The 17,471-nt window shown below is 69.8% G+C and carries 17 protein-coding genes; 6 read left to right on the forward strand and 11 right to left on the reverse strand.

Going from position 1 to position 17,471, the window contains the following annotated elements; genetic code table 11:
• Positions 1-173: 173 nt before the first annotated feature.
• From AWQ68_RS18420 to AWQ68_RS18440, 5 genes are all read right to left on the reverse strand, one after another.
• Positions 174-2,129 (reverse strand): ABC transporter ATP-binding protein, encoded by a 1,956-nt coding sequence (locus AWQ68_RS18420; protein WP_084464145.1) that lies wholly within the window; start codon positions 2,127-2,129, stop codon positions 174-176.
• Complete coding sequence (locus AWQ68_RS18425) at positions 2,126-3,862, reverse strand: ABC transporter ATP-binding protein (RefSeq protein WP_157545435.1); 1,737 nt, start codon at positions 3,860-3,862, stop codon at positions 2,126-2,128. The genes AWQ68_RS18420 and AWQ68_RS18425 overlap by 4 nt, the downstream gene beginning before the upstream one ends.
• Positions 3,862-4,485: a TetR/AcrR family transcriptional regulator gene (locus AWQ68_RS18430; protein WP_066941982.1), complete on the reverse strand. Its 624-nt coding sequence runs from the start codon at positions 4,483-4,485 to the stop codon at positions 3,862-3,864. The genes AWQ68_RS18425 and AWQ68_RS18430 overlap by 1 nt, the downstream gene beginning before the upstream one ends.
• Before the next feature lie 162 nt (positions 4,486-4,647).
• Complete coding sequence (locus tag AWQ68_RS18435) at positions 4,648-4,938, reverse strand: DUF6204 family protein (RefSeq protein ID WP_245655969.1); 291 nt, start codon at positions 4,936-4,938, stop codon at positions 4,648-4,650.
• An 11-nt stretch (positions 4,939-4,949) separates the two neighbouring features.
• Positions 4,950-5,588, reverse strand: a complete 639-nt coding sequence (locus tag AWQ68_RS18440; RefSeq protein ID WP_066941984.1) for a TetR/AcrR family transcriptional regulator — start codon at positions 5,586-5,588, stop codon at positions 4,950-4,952.
• A gap of 196 nt (positions 5,589-5,784) precedes the next feature.
• Here AWQ68_RS18440 and AWQ68_RS18445 point away from each other — a divergent pair, with 196 nt between their 5' ends.
• Both AWQ68_RS18445 and AWQ68_RS18450 read left to right on the forward strand, forming a co-directional pair.
• Entirely contained in the window at positions 5,785-6,276 is a 492-nt protein-coding gene (locus AWQ68_RS18445; RefSeq protein WP_066941985.1) for a pyridoxamine 5'-phosphate oxidase family protein, read from the forward strand.
• Positions 6,277-6,423: 147 nt separating this feature from the next.
• Entirely contained in the window at positions 6,424-7,221 is a 798-nt protein-coding gene (locus AWQ68_RS18450; protein ID WP_066941987.1) for an SDR family NAD(P)-dependent oxidoreductase, read from the forward strand.
• A gap of 100 nt (positions 7,222-7,321) precedes the next feature.
• Here AWQ68_RS18450 and AWQ68_RS18455 read toward each other — a convergent pair whose 3' ends face one another.
• Both AWQ68_RS18455 and AWQ68_RS18460 read right to left on the reverse strand, forming a co-directional pair.
• Complete coding sequence (locus AWQ68_RS18455; protein WP_245655970.1) at positions 7,322-8,548, reverse strand: Cmx/CmrA family chloramphenicol efflux MFS transporter; 1,227 nt, start codon at positions 8,546-8,548, stop codon at positions 7,322-7,324.
• Positions 8,515-9,267 (reverse strand): glucose 1-dehydrogenase, encoded by a 753-nt coding sequence (locus AWQ68_RS18460; RefSeq protein ID WP_066941991.1) that lies wholly within the window; start codon positions 9,265-9,267, stop codon positions 8,515-8,517. Before AWQ68_RS18460 ends, AWQ68_RS18455 begins: the two co-directional genes overlap by 34 nt.
• Positions 9,268-9,345: 78 nt before the next feature.
• On the opposite strand from AWQ68_RS18460, the gene AWQ68_RS18465 reads away from it, so the two are divergent.
• The gene (locus AWQ68_RS18465; RefSeq protein ID WP_066941993.1) at positions 9,346-9,936 is read left to right on the forward strand and encodes a TetR/AcrR family transcriptional regulator; all 591 of its coding nucleotides are present in this window, start codon (positions 9,346-9,348) and stop codon (positions 9,934-9,936) included.
• A gap of 39 nt (positions 9,937-9,975) precedes the next feature.
• Here the strand turns inward: AWQ68_RS18465 and AWQ68_RS18470 are convergent, their stop codons facing one another.
• Complete coding sequence (locus AWQ68_RS18470) at positions 9,976-10,341, reverse strand: nuclear transport factor 2 family protein (RefSeq protein WP_066941995.1); 366 nt, start codon at positions 10,339-10,341, stop codon at positions 9,976-9,978.
• Between the two features lie 101 nt (positions 10,342-10,442).
• Here AWQ68_RS18470 and AWQ68_RS40970 point away from each other — a divergent pair, with 101 nt between their 5' ends.
• A complete protein-coding gene (locus AWQ68_RS40970; RefSeq protein ID WP_245655971.1) occupies positions 10,443-10,592 on the forward strand; it encodes a winged helix-turn-helix transcriptional regulator in 150 nt (49 codons plus the stop codon).
• Positions 10,593-10,719: 127 nt separating this feature from the next.
• Here the strand turns inward: AWQ68_RS40970 and AWQ68_RS18475 are convergent, their stop codons facing one another.
• The 3 genes from AWQ68_RS18475 to AWQ68_RS18485 all read right to left on the reverse strand — a co-directional run bounded on the left by AWQ68_RS18475 (position 10,720) and on the right by AWQ68_RS18485 (position 14,469).
• Positions 10,720-12,195 carry a cysteine desulfurase/sulfurtransferase TusA family protein gene (locus AWQ68_RS18475; RefSeq protein WP_084464146.1) on the reverse strand — a complete coding sequence of 492 codons (1,476 nt, stop codon included), beginning with the start codon at positions 12,193-12,195 and terminating at the stop codon, positions 10,720-10,722.
• Positions 12,192-12,563, reverse strand: a complete 372-nt coding sequence (locus tag AWQ68_RS18480) for a rhodanese-like domain-containing protein (RefSeq protein WP_218006919.1) — start codon at positions 12,561-12,563, stop codon at positions 12,192-12,194. Before AWQ68_RS18480 ends, AWQ68_RS18475 begins: the two co-directional genes overlap by 4 nt.
• Before the next feature lie 250 nt (positions 12,564-12,813).
• Entirely contained in the window at positions 12,814-14,469 is a 1,656-nt protein-coding gene (locus AWQ68_RS18485; RefSeq protein WP_066941997.1) for a M4 family metallopeptidase, read from the reverse strand.
• A gap of 247 nt (positions 14,470-14,716) precedes the next feature.
• On the opposite strand from AWQ68_RS18485, the gene AWQ68_RS18490 reads away from it, so the two are divergent.
• Positions 14,717-15,571: an HARBI1 family protein gene (locus tag AWQ68_RS18490; protein ID WP_066941999.1), complete on the forward strand. Its 855-nt coding sequence runs from the start codon at positions 14,717-14,719 to the stop codon at positions 15,569-15,571.
• A 672-nt stretch (positions 15,572-16,243) separates the two neighbouring features.
• Positions 16,244-17,467 (forward strand): MFS transporter, encoded by a 1,224-nt coding sequence (locus AWQ68_RS18495; RefSeq protein ID WP_066942001.1) that lies wholly within the window; start codon positions 16,244-16,246, stop codon positions 17,465-17,467.
• The last annotated feature ends 4 nt before the right edge of the window (positions 17,468-17,471 follow it).

The following is a 17,471-nucleotide window of genomic DNA, read 5'->3' on the forward strand; positions in this document are numbered from 1 at the left end:
CCGTCCGGTTCTCCTGGCACACGCCCACCACACGTGTGCCAGGAACCAGCGCGCCGGTGCGGATCGGCCCCGCCGGCGCGCCTCCCTTGGGCGCGTCGGCGGGGCCGTTGTGTGATCGAGCTCAGAGCACCGCACCCCCCTCACGGACGTGGGAGACGGCGATGGTGCGAGAGCTAGTCCACCTCCGCGACAGCCTGGGCGAACTGGGCCGAGTACAGCCGGGCGTAGGCGCCGTCCGCGGCCAGCAGCGACTCGTGCGTGCCCTGCTCGACGATCCGCCCGTTCTCCATGACCAGGATCAGGCTCGCGTCGCGGATCGTGGACAACCGGTGGGCGATCACGAAGCTGGTGCGCCCCTCGCGCAGCGAGCTCATCGCCCGCTGGATGAGCACCTCGGTCCGGGTGTCGACCGAGCTGGTCGCCTCGTCCAGGATCAGGATCGCCGGCTCGGACAGGAACGCCCGGGCGATCGTGATCAGCTGCTTCTCGCCCGCGCTGACCGTCGCGCCCTCCTCGTCGATCACCGTGTCGTAGCCGTCGGGCAGCGTGTGCGCGATGCGGTCCACGTGGGCGGCCTCCGCGGCGGCTTCGATCCGTTCGCGCGTCGCGCCTTCCGCCCCGTAGCCGATGTTCTCCGCGATCGTCCCGCCGAACAGCCAGGTGTCCTGCAACACCATGCCGATGTTGGCGCGCAGCTCCTCCCTGGACATCTCGGCGATGTCGACGCCGTCGAGCGTGATGCGGCCGCCGGTCACCTCGTAGAAGCGCATGATCAGGTTGACCAGCGTCGTCTTGCCCGCTCCCGTGGGACCGACGATGGCCACGGTCTGGCCGGGCTCCACGGTCAGCGACAGGTCCTCGATCAGCGGCCGGTCCGGCGCGTACCGGAAGGACACGTTCTCGAACGCCACGCGGCCCCTGACCTGCGCGGGCCGCGCGGGCTCGGCGGGCTCCGGCGACTGCTCCGGAGCGTCCAGCAGCTCGAAGACCCGCTCGGCGGACGCGACGCCCGACTGCACCAGGTTCGCCATGCCGGCCACCTGGGTCAGCGGCTGGCTGAACTGCCGCGAGTACTGGATGAAGGCCTGCACGTCGCCCAGCGAGATCGAGCCCGAGGCCACCTTGAACCCGCCCACCACCGCGACCAGCACGTAGTTGAGGTTGCCGATGAACATCATCGCCGGCTGGATGATCCCGGAGATGAACTGGGCGCGGAAGCTGGAGGTGAACAGGGCCTCGTTGTGCTCGGTGAAGGTCTCGGCGGCCTCCTTCTGCCTGCCGAACACCTTGACCAGCGTGTGCCCGCCGTACATCTCCTCGATGTGGCCGTTGAGCTTGCCGGTCGACGACCACTGCTTGACGAACTGCGGCTGCGACCGCTTGCCGATGACCGTGGTGACATAGACCGACAGCGGGACGGCGACCAGCGCGATGAGCGCCAGGACCGGCGAGATCCAGACCATCATCACCAGCACCGCCAGGACGGTCAGCACCGACGTGATGAGCTGGCTCATCGTCTGCTGCAGGGTCTGCGCGATGTTGTCGGTGTCGTTGGTGGCGCGGCTGAGGATCTCGCCGCGCGGCTGGCCGTCGAAGTAGCTCAGCGGCAGCCGCGCCAGCTTGGCCTCGATCTGCTGGCGCAGCCGGAACGCCGCCCGCTGCACGATGATCGTGGTCAGCCGGAACTGCACGATGCCGAGCAGCGCCGCCAGCAGGTAGATCGCCAGCACCCAGACCAGCACCCGGGCCAGCGCGGTGAAGTCGATGCCGTGGCCCGGCACCACGCTCATCGACGACACCATGTCGGCGAGGGTGCCCTGGCCCTTGGCGCGCAGCCCCGCCACGGCCTGCTCCTTGGTGATCCCCGCGGGCAGCCGGGCCCCGACGATGCCGGAGAAGATCAGGTCCGTCGCGTGGCCGAGGATCTTGGGACCGGTCACGGTCAGCGCGACGCTGGCCGTGCCGAGGGCGAGCACGACCGTCAGCAGGGCACGCTCGGGGCGCAACAGCCGCAGCAGGCGGCGGAACGTACCGCCGAAGTCGAGGGCCTTCTCGGCGGGGCCGGACATCATCCTGGCCGCCGGGCCGAAAGCGCGCTGAGGTCGGCGTGGGGGCGCCTCGGTGGTCATGCCGCGGCCTCCTGCTCGGTGAGCTGGGACAAGACGATCTCCCGATATGTCGGGCAGGTGGTCATGAGCTCGGCGTGTCTGCCGCTGCCGACCACGCGGCCGTCGTCGAGCACGAGGATGCGGTCGGCGTCGCGGATCGTGTTCACCCGCTGGGCCACGATGACGATCGTGGCGTCGGTGATCTCCTCGGCCAGCGCGGCGCGCAGCCGCGCGTCGGTGGCGTAGTCGAGAGCGGAGAAGGAGTCGTCGAACAGGAAGATCTCAGGCCGGTGCACCAGTGTCCTGGCGATGGCCAGGCGCTGGCGCTGGCCGCCGGAGACGTTCGTACCGCCCTGGGAGATCGGCTCGTCCAGGCCGCCGGGCATCGCCTCGACGAACTCCCGGGCCTGGGCCACCTCCAGGGCCCGCCACAGCTCCTCGTCGGTCGCGTCCGGCCTGCCGTACCTCAGGTTGGAGGCGATGGTGCCGGAGAAGAGGTAGGGCGACTGCGGGACCAGGCCGACCGCTCGGGAGAGCGCCGCCGGGTCGAGCTCGCGCACGTCGACGCCGTCCACCAAGACCTCGCCGGCGGTCGCGTCGAACAGGCGCGGGATGAGGTTGAGCAACGTCGTCTTGCCGCTGCCCGTGCTGCCGATGATCGCGGTGGTACGGCCCGGCCGCGCCGTGAAGCTCACGCCGCTCAGCACCGGCTCCTCGGCTCCCGGGTAGCGGAAGTCCACGGACCGCAGCTCCAGCTCGCCGAGGCGTCGTTCCGGGGTGACGGGGCTCGCCGGCGGATGGACGGTCGGCTCGGTGTCGAGCACCTCCTGAATGCGCTCGGCGCAGACCTCGGCCCGGGGGATCATCATGAACATGAACATCGCCATCATCACCGACATGAGGATCTGCATCAGGTAGGAGATGACCGCGGTCAGCGCGCCCACCTGCATGGTCCCGTCGGCGATGCGGTGGCCGCCGAACCACACCACGGCGACGCTGGACAGGTTCACCACCAGCATGACCGTGGGGAACATCAGCGCCATCAGCCGCCCGACGCGCAGTGACACGTCGGTCAGCTCGTCGTTGGCCACGCCGAAGCGCTCGCGCTCGTGCCGGTCGCGGACGAAGGCCCTGATGACCCGGATGCCGGTGATCTGCTCGCGCAGCACCTGGTTGATCCGGTCGATGCGCTCCTGCATAGTGCGGAAGAGCGGGCGCATCCGCATCACGATCAGGCCCACGATGACGATCATCACGGGCAGCACGACGAGCAGCAGCGACGACAGCGCCGCGTCCTGGCGCAGCGCCAGCACGATGCCGCCGACGCACATGATGGGCGCGGCCACCACCATCGTGAACGTCATCAGCGCGAGCAGCTGGATCTGCTGCACGTCGTTGGTGGTGCGGGTGATCAGGGACGGCGGGCCGAACCTGTTGACCTCCGCGGCGGAGAAGTCCTGGACCCGGTGGAAGATCGCGGCCCGCAGGTCCCTGCCCAGGGCCATCGAGGTCCGCGCGCCGTAGTACACGGCCACGATCGAGCAGGTGATCTGAACGAGCGTCACACCGAGCATCACCAGCCCGACCCGGGCGATGTAACCGGTGTCGCCCTTGACGACGCCGTCGTCGATGATGTCGGCGTTGAGCGTGGGGAGATAGAGCGTGGCCAGCGTCTGCACGAACTGGAAGAGGACGACGAGCGTGATCTCTTTCCTGTACGGCCTGAGCTGGACCCGCAGGAGACGGAGCAGCATCACGAGGCGCTTTCTGTGGAAGGGGTGGGGGAAGGCCGCACGAGCAGCCCGTCGAGCAGGTCGGAGACGATCTCCTCGTCGTCCATGTCTCCGAACTCGCCGCCCTGGCCGAAGCCGCGGTGCACACTCGCCACGATCAGCATGAGCAGCAGTTGTGCCGCGGCCTCCGGGGAGCGGCGCAGCCGGTCGCGGTCGGGCTCGATCAGGGCGGCGAGCCCGGCCATTATCCGGCGCCGGCCGGCCATCATCCGCTCGCGGAACTCGGCGTCCTCGGCCATCAGCTCCCTGGGCGCGGTGATGAGGGTGGCGTTGGCGCTCATCCCTGCCCGCAGCATCGTGACCGCCTCGCGCAGCCGCGCGCGCAGGTCGGTCTTCGTGCCGATGGTCGCCAGGGCGTCCACCGCCGGCTGCGGGTCGAACGCGCTCATCAGCGCCGCCCGCAGCAGCGAGGCCTTGTCGGGGAAGACGCCGAAGATCGTGCCCTCGGCCACGCCCGCGGCCTCGGCGATCTGGCGGGTGCTGACCGCGGGGCCGTGCTCGCGGAGCAGAGGGAGCGTGGCGGCGATGAGCGCGGCGCGGCGGTCCTCGGGTGCCATGGCCGGCACCCTTCGCCTTTTGGTCATGCGGGCGAGCTTAATGAGCGAGCACTCACTCGTTCAACCGGATATCGCCCGGCACCGATTTCGGGGTTCCAGCACCAAGGACAACTCGCCCTCCTCAGGGAGGGCATGTTCCGCTCGCCGCGACGGGCCGCCCACCCCATGGGCGCGTCCCGCCTGCCCGGTTTACGAGGGTCTGTGGGATCGGTGGCGGATCTTGATGTCGCGCATGTCCGTCACTGCGATCTTCAGGATCTCGTACGGGTGCCCGTGCGCGTCCAGAGCGGCCATCGCGCCCAGGGCCGCCTCGTCCTCGCCGTCGTCCGGACCGGCGGGCACCTGGCAGCGGAAGGTGAAGACGGACACGGTCGCATCGTGCGTGAACGTCCCCGCCTCGTTGTAGGCCGCGCCACCCGCCGCCATCACGGCGGCCCGACCGGCGTCGTCGAGCCCCGCGAACTTCCCTCTGATCGTCACCCTGAACACGGTCATCCCTCTCGTACGGCATAGGTGAGGACGCGCTCGCCGAGCAGGTCCTCGGCGACGTCCAGCAGGTCCAGCACCGCGGCGGCGATCGCGTCGGGACTCTCGCCCGCCGTCGTGCGCCGGCCGATCTCGGCGTACACGAGCGCGTGCAGGCAGCCGATGTGCCAGGCGACCAGGCGCGGCAGCGGATCGTCCTCGGCCGCGCCGGTCTCCTCGGCCAGCGCGACGGCCAGCGCGTCGGTCATCTGGCGGCCCAGGTCCTCCAGGCGCGCGGTCAGCGTGGGGGCGGCCCGCATCATCTGCAGGACGCGCCCGAACCCCGCACTCAGCCCGACCCTGCGCTCGCGGTCGCGTATCTCCTGGCGCAGCCGTGCCAGCACCGCGCCCGCCGCGGACCGGCCCGGCGGCCGCTCCCGCACGATCTCGGCCAGCCGCTGCGGGGACGCCTCCTCCGGCGGCAGGACCAGGTCCTCCTTGGACTCGAAGTAGTTGTAGACGGTGTTGACCGACACGTCGGCCGCCGCCGCGACCTCGGCGATCGTGACCCGGTCGAAGCCGCGCTCCACGAACAGGCCGATGGCCACCTCGGAGATGCGCTGCCGGGTCTGCCGCTTCTTACGCTCCCGCAGCCCTTCCTGCATGCATGGAGTCTACTGCAAACTTTGAGTCCACTACATTTTTACACCGCGATGCGGTTTCCTCTGCGGCCTGTCCGCCACACTCCGGGTCCGTGAGTCTTGGGGCCGGGGACAGCGGGCGGCCAGGGAGCGACGCCGTTTTGTCGGTCCCGGGTGACAGGCTGGGCAGGTTGCCCAAGATCGTGCGACAGGAGCTCGAATGGCCAACTGGCGCGAAGTCACCGAATCGGCGCCGGAGTTCGCCGCCCGCGTCCGGGAGTCGTTCGAGGCGCACAAGCACAAGACCATCGCGACACTGCGCAAGGACGGCGCGCCGCGAGTCAGCGGCATCGAGGCCTACATCATCGATGACGAACTGTGGTTCGGATCGATGCCCGGCGCCTTGAAGGCCCGCGACCTGCTGCGCGACCCACGATTCGCTCTGCACGGCCCTCCGGTTCTCCTCAACGCCGACGACTCCCCCACCTCACCGGGTGACACGAAGCTGTCCGGCTACGCGGTCGAGGTCACCGACCGGGACCGGCTCACGCCGATGCTGGCCGCGCGCGGCTTCGGTCCCGACGCTTTCCGTGACTCACATTTCTTCATGGCCGACATCCGCGAGATCGCATTGACGCATATCGAGGGATCAGCCATGGTCATCGACCTTTGGCGCCCCGGCGGCGAACTCCGGCGCTTCACGCGCTCATAGACCACGGCCGGCGCTGCCGCAACGGCCGGCGCTGCCGCCCGGCGGTGGTCGCCGGCCACCGGAAACGGGCGGGAAACTTTCGCCATGAATCGGGCGTCGCCCCCCACCCCGGCGAGCCGTCGTCCAGTGCCGGGTAGGGGTCAAGCCATGCTGATCGACCTCACCGGCAGGACGGCCTTCGTCAGCGGCTCGACCCAGGGGATCGGTCGCGTGATCGCCGCGCGGCTGGCCGCCGCGGGCGCGGACACCACGATCAACGGCCGCGACGCCGAACGCGTCGAGGCGGTGGTCGCGGAACTACGCGCGGAGCTGCCGCCGGGCACGCGGCTCGATGGTGTGGCGGCCGACGTGTCCACGCCGGAGGGCGCCGACGTGGTCGTCGACCGGCTGCCGTCGGTGGACATCCTCGTCAACAACCTCGGCATCTTCGCTCCCCGACCGGTGCTGGAGGTCGACGACGACACCTGGCAGAGGTTCTGGGACGTAAACGTCATGTCGGCCATCCGGCTGACGCGTCACTACCTGCCTGGGATGCGCGACCGGGGCTGGGGCCGGGCACTGTTCATGGCTAGCGACTCCGCTCTCGTGATCCCCGAGGAGATGGCCCACTACGGCGTGACGAAGACGGCGCTGCTCGGTGTTTCGCGGGGCTTCGCCAAGGCGATGGCCGGTACGGGCGTGACGGTCAACGCGGTGATCGCCGGGCCGACGCACACCGAGGGGGTGGAGGACTTCGTCCGCGCCCTCGTCGGTGACGAGCTGCCCTGGGATCGGGCCCAGGCCGAGTTCATGAAGCGGCACCGGCCGGGATCGCTGATCCAGCGCCTGATCGAGCCGGATGAGATCGCGGCCATGGTGGTCTACCTCAGCTCGGACCACGCCTCGGCGACCACCGGCGGTGCGCTGCGCGTCGACGGCGGCTACGTGGACTACATCGTCCCCTGATGCCCCTGATCCCACGATCCCGGAGTGCTCTCGCGTCGTGGCGGGGCGCCGCTCTCACGCGCCGCCCCGACGGCGATGAAACCCGGCCGCGGACCCGCGATCAGGCGGCGGCCGAGCATCGCGGATCTTCACGACGCGCCATGGACCGCTGCGGGCTGAACCGGCCCATCGCCTCCACGCCGAGGAGCGCCAGGGCCAGTACGGCGAGGCCGGCGCCGATCCAGGACACGGCCGGGTAGCCGAGCCCCGCCGTGAGCGCGATCCCGCCGAGCCACGGGCCGACGCTGATGCCGACGTTGAAGGCGGCGGTGTTCCCGGCTACCGCCAGGGTCGGCGCCGCCGGGGCGATCCCGAAGACGCGCGAATTGAGAGCCGGGTTGGTACCGAACCCGGCGAGCCCGAGCAGGAACACCACGATCACCACAGGGACGACGTGGCGCGCGGTCAACGCCATGAGGATCGACGTCGCCAGCACCCCCGTGAAGCCGACAGCCAGAACGCCCAACGGCCGGGCGTCGGCGGCGCGGCCTCCGATCGCGATCCCGATCAGAGCTCCGACGCCATAGGTGAGCAGCACCGCCGGCACCCAGCGCGCGTCCAGTCCGGTGACCTCGATCAGCATGGCGCCGAGGTAGGAGAAGGTGCCCAGCAGCGCGGCGGTCGAGCCCGCCGTCATCGCGTACGACAGCCACAGCCGTGGTGTGGCCAGTCCGCGCAGTTCGTCACGCACCCGTGGCGGCCGGTCGGGGCGCAGGTCGGGAACCTTGACCAGGACGGCGGCCATGGCCAGGACGGACAGCACGGCGACGGCCCAGAACGCTCCCCGCCAGCCCAGATGTTGTCCGATCCAGGTCCCCGCCGGGAGGCCGATCACCGTGGCGACGGTCAGTCCTCCGGCGACGACGCTCATCGCTCGGCCCCGCCGGTTCTCCGGCACCAGCGCCATCGCGGTGCTGCCACCGATCGCCCAGAAGCCGGCGTAGACGAAGGCGCCGATGAAGCGGCTCGCGAACAACACCGCATAACTCGCGGTCACCGCCCCCACAACGTGGGCGAGAATGAAGATCACAAGGAACGCCAGCATGGCACGGCGACGCGGCCACCGCAGGGTGACGACCGCGAGCACCGGCGCGCCGACCAGCATGCCGAGCGCGAACCCGGAGATCAGCAGGCCCGCCTGCGGGATGGTGGTGCCCAGGTCGGAGGCGATCTCGGGCAGCAGCCCGGCGAGCATCAGCTCGCTGGTGCCCTGCGCGAAGATCGCGAACCCGATGATGACGACGGCGATCGGCATCAGAGCATCGACCCGCCACTGCCATCGATCCACTGCCCCGTCACCCAGCGGGCGTCGTCGGACGCCAGGAACGCCACGATGTCGGCGATGTCGGCGGGCTGGGCCACCCGGTTCAGCGGCGACAGCGCGGCGATCGCGGCCCGGCCTTCCTCCGTCGACAACCGGGCGGCGTTCATGTCCGTCTCGGTCGCGCCCGGCCCGACCGCGTTCACGGTGATCCCGCGCGAGCCGAGCTCCTTGGCCAGCGCCGCCGTGAGCGAGTCGAGCGCGGCCTTCGACATCGCGTACGCCGTCAGCTCCGGGCTCCGGGCACCGCGGGTGAACCGGGTCGAGATGTTGACGATCCGTCCCCCGTCCCGCAGCCGCGACAGGCCGTGCTGGATCACGAAGAACGGCGCCCTGGTGTTGATCGCGAAGATCCGGTCGTAGATCGCCTCGTCCACATCGGCGTACGGCATGCGGCCCCCGAGAATCCCGGCGTTGTTGACCAGGATGTCCACTCCGTCGGCATGCTCGTCGAAGGCGGCCCACAACGCGGCCGCGTCCCCGGGCGTCCCGAGGGCGGCCTGGATCGCGAAGGCGTCACCGCCCGCATCCGTGATCGCGGCGACCGTCTGGGCCGCACCATCGGCGCTGCTGCCGTAGTGCACCCCCACCCGGGCACCGTCGCGCGCCAACCGCAGCGCGATCGCCCGACCGATCCCCCTCCCCGCGCCGGTCACCAAAGCGGTCTTCCCCGCCAGCGAACCCATGACGAACCCACTTTCTCTATCGATCGTTACAGAAATCGACCATAGCACCTTTTCTATCGATCGCTATAAAATTGGGTCATGGTGACAGCGGCACGGGGACGTCCTCGCTCGTTCGACCGGGACGCGGCACTGGACAAGGCCATCCGGCTGTTCTGGCGGCGCGGCTACGAGACCACCTCGGTGCGGGACCTCACCGAGGAGCTCGGGATCGGCGCCCCCAGCCTCTACAGCGCTTTCGGCGACAAGCAGCAGCTGTTCATGGAGGCGCTGCGGGTCTACGACGAGAGGTACGGCGGATTCATCGACCGCGCCCTCGCCGACGAACCCACCGCCAAGCGCGCCGCGGCTCGCGTGTTCGCCGAGGCGCCGGAACGCTATACCCGCTGCAACCTCCCGGCGGGGTGCCTCATCGTCAGCGGCGACGCCGGCACCACCAGTACTGAGATCGCCGAGCACCTCAGGCGGATGCGCGACAGCAAGGTCGACGCGTTCGCGGCCAAGATCCGCACCGACATCGCCGCCGGCCGCCTTCCCGCCGACATCGACCCGCGGGCTCTCGGCCGCTACACCATGGCCGCTCTCAACGGGATCGCCCAGGCCGCACGCGACGGTGTCACTCGCGCCGAACTTGATCGAGTCGCCGAGATCGCGCTCCACGCCTGGCCGTGAGACAGCCCGAGGCGGCCCGAAGAGACGCTCCCCCGCAGCTCAGCGGTAGTCGTTCTCCTTCAGCTCGATCACCCAAGCCCGGCGCTCGGCGATCTTCCCGTCCCGCATGACGAACACCTCGGCCATGGACATCCGCATGACCTCGCCCGTGTCGCGCACCGCGGAACCGGTGAGCTCCGCCATGACCACGTCGTCCTGTTCCACCATGCGAACCACCTCGAGCGTGGGCGGCCCGGCGAAGCCGGGCCCCTCGATGGCCTCGTCGTACGCCTGCTTGCCCGTGAGGTGGAAGGCGCCGAAGACGGTCCATTCGATGTCGTCGGTGAGGCAGGACAGGATCTGCGCGTGGTCGCCCTTGCGGAAGCCGTCCAGGTAGGTCTCGACGGTCTGCGTGTTCCTCGACATGCGCTCTCTCCCCGATCTCGAAACCACTTGCGGGTTGCAAGCGGAAAACCCCGTTTCCACGGAGTGACACTAAAATGCAAGCAGTCTCTGCTGGGGGTGAAATGAGCGACGCGCCGCGTTCCGGCTGTCCCATCAATGCCGCGATCGAGGTTCTGGGAGATCGCTGGACGCTGCTGGTCCTGCGGGACGTGATGTTCGGAGACCGCCGCCACTTCCGGCTGACCCCGGTCTGCCCGCCGGCTCCGCCGTGATCTCGGGCTGGTGGCGCCTTCGGCACAAGCCGAGTGCGTGCCTTCAGGCACGCCGCCGGACCCGACCCGCCGTCCGAGCGACGCCCAGTCGGCGAGGTGGATCTTCGGAGGTGAGGTGACCCCTGGGTCATTGGCCGGACTCGTCCCGATGCCAGGGCCGGTCGGGCCGGGTCCGCCGTTCTGACGAGGCGAGGCGGACGGCGTAAACCGGAGGACCGTCGCCGGGGACGGGGCCGAGGTAGTCGTGGCCGGTCATGTGGCACCAGGCGGGCAGGTCGACCGGGGCCACCGGGTCGGTGGCGATGATGTGCACCACGGTCCCGGGCGCGGCGCCCTCGATGCGGTCGCGCAGCTTCAGCAGAAGGGTGACGCAGAGAAGGCCGGTGCCGTCGACGGTGATGTCGGCTTCGGGTGGCATGGAGTTCTGAGCGCTCACGGTGGCCGCCGCGTCGGTCAGTGCGGTGGCCGCTTTCGCGATGTCGTCGCCTGTGGTCCACCGGCCCAGGGACAGCCGCAGTGCCCCGAGCGCCCGGTCGGCGTCCAGGCCCATGGCGGTCAGCACAGGTGACGGGGTGTGGGCGCCGCTGTGGCAGGCCGAGCCGGTGGATGCCGCGATGCCGGGTGTCGAGGCGAGGAGTTCATGTCCGGCGATGCCGTCGATGCTGATGTTGAGCGTGTTCGGCAGGCGTCCCTTCCGCGGCCCATTGAGCCGCACGCGGCCGGGCAGGCCGTCGGCCAGCCGGCGGTGCAGGTCGTCGCGCAGCGCTTCGATCCGGATGGCGGCGCCGTCGGCGAGTTCGTCGGCGGCCAGTCGGGCGGCGGCGCCGAGGGCGACGGCGAAGGCGACGTTCTCGGTCCCGGCCCGGAGCCCGCGTTCCTGCCCGCCGCCGTAGACGACCGGCTCCAGGCGTACGCCGTCGCGCACGTACAGGGCTGCGATTCCCTTCGGGGCGTACATCTTGTGCCCCACGAGGGTGAGGAGATCCACGCCCAATGCCGTGACGTCGAGAGGGATCTTCCCCGCCGCCTGAGCGGCGTCGCAATGGAACAGCGCCCCGTGCGCGCGGGTGCGGGCGGCGAGTTCGCCGATGGGCTGCAGGGCGCCGGTCTCGTTGTTCGCGGCCATGACCGACACCAGCACGGTGTCCTCGTCGAGGGCTTCGGTGAGCGCGGCCGGGTCGACCAGGCCGTCGCCGTCGACGGGTAGCAGCGTCACGCGGACATCGTGCAGCCGTTGCAGGGCGCGGCAGGACTCCAGCACGGCCGGGTGCTCGGTGACCTGGGTGATCACGTGTGGGCGCTCCCGGCCGGAGGCCAGGACCGCACCACGAAGCGCGAGCAGATCGGCCTCGGATCCGGAGGCGGTGAACACGATCTCGTCCGCGCGTGCCCCGATCAGCGCGGCCACCTGGGCGCGGGCGTGGGCCAGGGCCGAGCGGGGCTCGACGCCGTAAGTATGGCCACTGGAGGGGTTGCCGAAGAAACGCGTCAGGTGGGGCAGCATCGCCTCGGCGACGCGGGGATCGACCGGGGTGGTGGCGTTGTAGTCCAGGTAGACCGGTTGTCCGGTCAGCCCGGGATGCTGCGGCGTGCCGTGCGTCATGCCGGTTCCTCGATGGCCACGGGGAGGGCCGCCAGCCGCCACTCCAGCATGCCGTCGTTGAGGCGGATCGCGCGTCGGCCGCAGTCGCTCAGCAGCCGGACGGCGTCGTAGGCGAGCACGCAGTACTCGCCCCGGCAGTAGCCGACGATCTCGGCGCCCTCGGGTAGCTCGCCGATGCGGTCGGCGAGCTCGTCGACGGGGATGGAGACGGCTCCGGGGATGTGGCCGGCCAGGTACTCCTCCACCGGACGCACGTCCAGGACCATGGCCTCCCCCGCTTCCACGCGGGCGCGCAGCTCTTCGCGGCTGACCTCGCGGCCCCCGTCGTGGCCGAGGTACTTCCGCTCGCGATTAATCCATAAATCCATGGAATATGGTAGTCGAGCGCCCACGGTACCGGCATGCGACGCTCCGCGCGCTCTGCGAGAGCGCGGTCGTCGTACGGGGTCATCGGCCGCGAGCGGCGATCGCGACGGCGGGCAGGACGGCCGGCGCGAGGACGCCGGAGGTCAGGGCGTTGAGCGGTGGACGGCTCCTTGTCGCCGGCCACCGCTCACGTGATCGGATCCGCCGCCCGAGGGCGGAGACGTCGGACGGCTCCCCGCCGGGAAACTCCTGTTACTGCGGGGCGACCGTGCAGATCGGCTCACCGGCTTGCGCGGGTACGCTCACCGCGGCCCAAGCGGCCTTGGTCGCGTTGACCTCGGCGCAGCTCTCCGGGAAGAGCGACCTCGCCGCGCGCACGGTGGCCAACCGCGCCTTGGCGTATGTCCACGGGATCGTCTTCATGTTCAGGCCGGCCTGGAAGATCCTTCCGGCCTTCTGGATGCCGATGCCCGTCACGGTGGTGCTGTTGCAGGTCGGGCTGGCCGGCTTGCCGCCGCCGGGGTTGCTGCCCTCGGCCAGCAGGTAGAACCAGTGATTCTGCGGTCCAGCCCCCACGTGCGGATCCATGGTCCCGATCCCGGGGCCGTAGCAGTTGGGGTCGCCAAGGGCGCTCGGGTTGTACATGTTGCGGATCGGCCCGGTGCCGATGAGGTTGACCCCCTCGCCGACAAGGTAGTCCGGCGTGTCGTACGGCGCGGGCTCGTTCGCGTAGTGCTCGGTCAGCGCGCCGAAGATGTCGCCGGTCGACTCGTTCAACGCGGCTTCCTCGCGGTTGTTGCTCTCCTGAGAGCTGCCGGAGTACTTGAAGACGACGTGGCCGTATTCGTGGGCGACCACGTCGATCGCGGTCGCCTGCTTGTTGTTGGCCTGGTTGTGGCCGAAGTTGGTGTAGCTGCCGTTCCAGTACGCGTTGACGTCGTTGAGGCCGACCCGGGCCGGGAAGGCGCCGCCGGAGCCGTTGAAACCGTTGCGCCCGAGCCAGTCGCGCAACATGTCCCATTCCTTCTGCGCCGCGAACATCGCGTCGACGCAGGCGGTCTCCAGGTCGGTGCCCGACCCGTTGCCCCATGCGTCGGAGGTCTTGGTGTACGCGGTGCCGTTCTGACCCCCGCACCGCAGGCCGGGACGGATCGGGTCGGTCATCGAGTAGGAGGAGCCGGTGTTGATGGTGCTGATCGTCACGGGGCCGTTGTAGTTGCTGTTGCCGGTGCCGGCCTTGACCTCGTCCCAGGAGTCGAAGGCCGAGCCGTCCCGGGCGTCCACGTAGACGTGCAGCACGCTCGGGCCCTTGTCGGTGGCGCCGGTGACGACCACCTCCCAGGCGAGGCGGGGCCGCTCGCCGATCGCGTGCACGAGGAGGGTGGGCTCGCCCACGCTCTCGACAACGGACAGCTTGGCCCTGGCCGTGGTCGCGGCCTCGCTCGCGGTGACCGAGCTCTTGGGGTCGATCTTGAGGGTGGCACGCTGGCCGGTCGTGACGGTCTGGACGACCTGGCCCGACTTGTCGGTCGCGACCACGACGTCGCCGCCGTACACCGGCAGGCCCCGGTGTGTCCTCCGGTAGGTCAGGTACTGGAGGCCCTGGCTGCCGGCGACCGAGCGCTCAAGTTGGAACGCGTCGTCGGAGGAGGTGTGCAGCGCCGTCGCGTCGGTGAGGAGCGCGCTGCCCGCGCTGCTGATCGCCCGCTTGCGCTCGTCGGGACTCGGCGGACTGAAGGCGGGTGAGGGGTCGGCGGCGGATGAGGTCGACGTGGGTCCGACCGGGCTCCATCCGCTCGTGGCCGACGATGTCCGCGCGGCTGAGGCCCCGGGGCCGGCCTCGAGCGAGGCGGCGGCCACGCCCGCCGCGAGCACGGCGACGACGCCCGGCCTGACTTTGGGATTCACTCTCGTGACTCCTTTGTGGGGGGTGGGGGAAGCCCGGATATGGGCTGCGTAAAACTCACATCGAGAGCGCGGGGATGGGCGCCCTCAAACAATTCAATAGCGCCGCGATTTAGAACTGTCCACTGAGCCATTGCCGGTAACGGCTTGTTGCGCTGGGTAACGAGCGGGGGCAGGATGATCAGAAAGCGTAAAGCCCCTGGTAGAAGTGATCTTGCCTAGAGATCAACTTCACAACCAGAGGCTTCACGTGCCCACAAGTGTCACATACACCGCGACCTTGAGCATCCGCCGGGAAACCGTCCTGTTCCTGGCGACTCTCCTACGCGAGGAACGCCGCCGTCGAGGTACCCGCCGAGGCCGCCGCGCGATCACCTGCTTCACCCAGGCCGTGCTCATCCTGCGCTGGTTCCTGGACGGCGCCAGGATCGGGCAACTGGCGATCGATCACGGCATCAGCCGCACGACCGCCTACCGGTACCTGCACGAAGGCATCGACGTCCTCGCCGCCATGGCACCCGACCTGCGCGATGTCCTGGAGAAGGCGAAGCACGCAGGGCTCACGCACGTCAACCTCGACGGCATCGTGATCGCCACCGACCGAGTCGCCACTCCAGGCCCCAACCGCGCCGACCTGTGGTGGTCGGGCAAGCACAAGCATCATGGCGGGAACGTGCAGGTCGTCTCCGCGCCGGACGGCTGGCCGCTATGGGTGTCCGACGTCCGGCCCGGCCGCGAACACGACATGACCTGCGCTCGCCGCCACGGGGTCATCACCACTCTCGCCACTTTCCGCCCCGACCTGCCGGCCCTGGCCGACCTAGGTTACGAAGGCGCCGCCGACGTCGTACGCGTCCCTACCAAGAAGAAGTCCGGTCAGCCCAAGCTCGGCCATGACCAGCACACCTACAACAAGCTGCTTCGCGGCTTGCGAGGAATCGGCGAGCGGGCGAACGCCCTGCTCACCGTCACCTTCAAGGCCTTACGCCGGGTCAGCCTCGACCCTTGGCGCATCGGGAAAATCGTTCAGGCCGCGCTCGTCCTGCTCAACCAGGAGCACAAGTGGACCATGTCAGCATCACACAACGTGATCTTCAGTTACTGACAATGGCTCACTGTCTTTCACGTGGTTTGTCGAACTTGCGGAAGGCTCGCCGTCCTGCAGACGCACCACACCGGGGCACTTCAGGGATTTATTCACGCTCGACGAACCCTTTTATCACCACATTTGGCGGCCTTATTCGCGTTCACAAGAGCCCGGCAGCAGGTTGATACGGTCGCACCGAAAGTCCCACTTCTGGCGCCCGTCGCACTCCAGCAGGTTTTCCAATTCGGACGATGAAATCGATTACCGCGCGAAGCCGCGCTTTCCACCGGTGACGGCGACAACGCGCGGACTCTTTTTCTGGACCGCTGAATCCCTGATTACGTGGATGGACCGGAACCGAAACATCCCACACCCGCGACCTCGCCGGAGTCGTCGAACAGAGCCCCTGCCCGCCGGGCAGGGACGTCCTGCTGTCGGCGGGAACCGTCCGACGTCACCGGATCGGGCATCGGCATCCTCGCCTCGGACATGTCGCGGCGCCCCGGACCTGGACGCGGCGTGGCCGTGGTGATCAAAACTGGGAAAGCTCCGGGAAAATGCGCTGACGCCTGATTTAGTGGACATGGCAGGCACTCGGCGCCCTGGGCATCGGCCGTTCCCCGCGGCCGGGAAACCCATGTCCGGTCACCCCGTCCGAACCGTCGCGACATCGTGAGCGAAGGAGAGCCCATGGACCCCCGGCCGGCGTCAGACACAACGGAGCCGGGCGAGCGGATCCGGCCGCGCTCGCAGTGGGCGACCATCGTCATCGTCTACATCGGCGGGGTCGTCGCGGCGATGAGCTTCGGCAAGTTCGCCTCGGTCGGGCCGGTGGTGGCGGAGCAACTCGGGCTGTCGCTGTCGCAACTGGGCTGGGTGATCTCGGCTGTGACCGGCGTGGGAGCCGTCGCCGGCCTGCCCGCCGGGTACCTGGTCCGCCGCTTCGGCGCCGATCGATCACTGGTCGCCGGGTTGATCCTGATCGCGGCGGCGAGCGCGGTGAGCACGGCGGCCGGCGACTTCGCCTGGATGCTGGCCGTCCGGGGCGTCGAAGGCATCGGATACCTCCTGGTCACCATCTCCTGCCCGGTGCTGATCCTCCGTCTCGCCCAGGAGCGGGACCGCGGCACGGCCCTGTCGATCTGGGCCACCTTCGTCCCGGTGGGCCTCGGAGCGAGCACGCTGGCTGGGGGCGCGCTCGGCTCGGCCCTGGGCTGGCGCGGCTGGATCGCGGTGCTCGCCGGCCTGACGTTCGTGATGGCGCCGCTCGTCTGGACGCGGCTGCCGCGCGGGGCCGGACGGCAGGCGGCGGCCGGGTCGGTCCCCCGCGCACGGGCGTTGACGTGGCCGGTGGTGCTCGCCGCGTCCTTCTGCCTCACCGCGCTGGTGACCATCCCGGTGGTCGTGCTGTTGCCCACGCTCCTCATCGACCAGCAGGGACGCTCGGCCGCCGCAGCGGGCGCCATGACCTCGGCGATCTCGCTGCTCAGCGCGCTCGGCGGGCTCGCTGTGGGAGTGCTGCTCCGCCGGGGCACGCCGGTCGGCGTCGTGGCGCTGTTCGGGCTGCTCGCCGTACCGGCCGCCTGGCTCCTGTTCGGCGGCGACGCCCCGCTGGCCGCCGCGCTGACCGGCGCGGGCGCCATCTCCCTGGTGAACGGATATGTGGGCGCTCTCGTCTTCGCCGCGCTCCCCCTGGTGCTGGAACGACTCGACCATGCCGACGTCGGCAACGGCGTGGTCGCCCAGGCGGGCAGCCTCGGATCGCTGCTCGGCCCGCCGCTGTTCGGCCTGCTGGCCGGCGAGTTCGGCTTCCCGTCCCTGATGCCGGTCATCGCCGTCGGCATGCTCACCGCCGTCGGCTCGTTGCTGCTGGTCGGGAGGCGAACCGCCCGTCCCCTGCCGAGCGGCGACTGACTCA

The organism is Microtetraspora fusca, from assembly GCF_001570365.1.
Taxonomy (GTDB): domain Bacteria; phylum Actinomycetota; class Actinomycetes; order Streptosporangiales; family Streptosporangiaceae; genus Microtetraspora; species Microtetraspora fusca.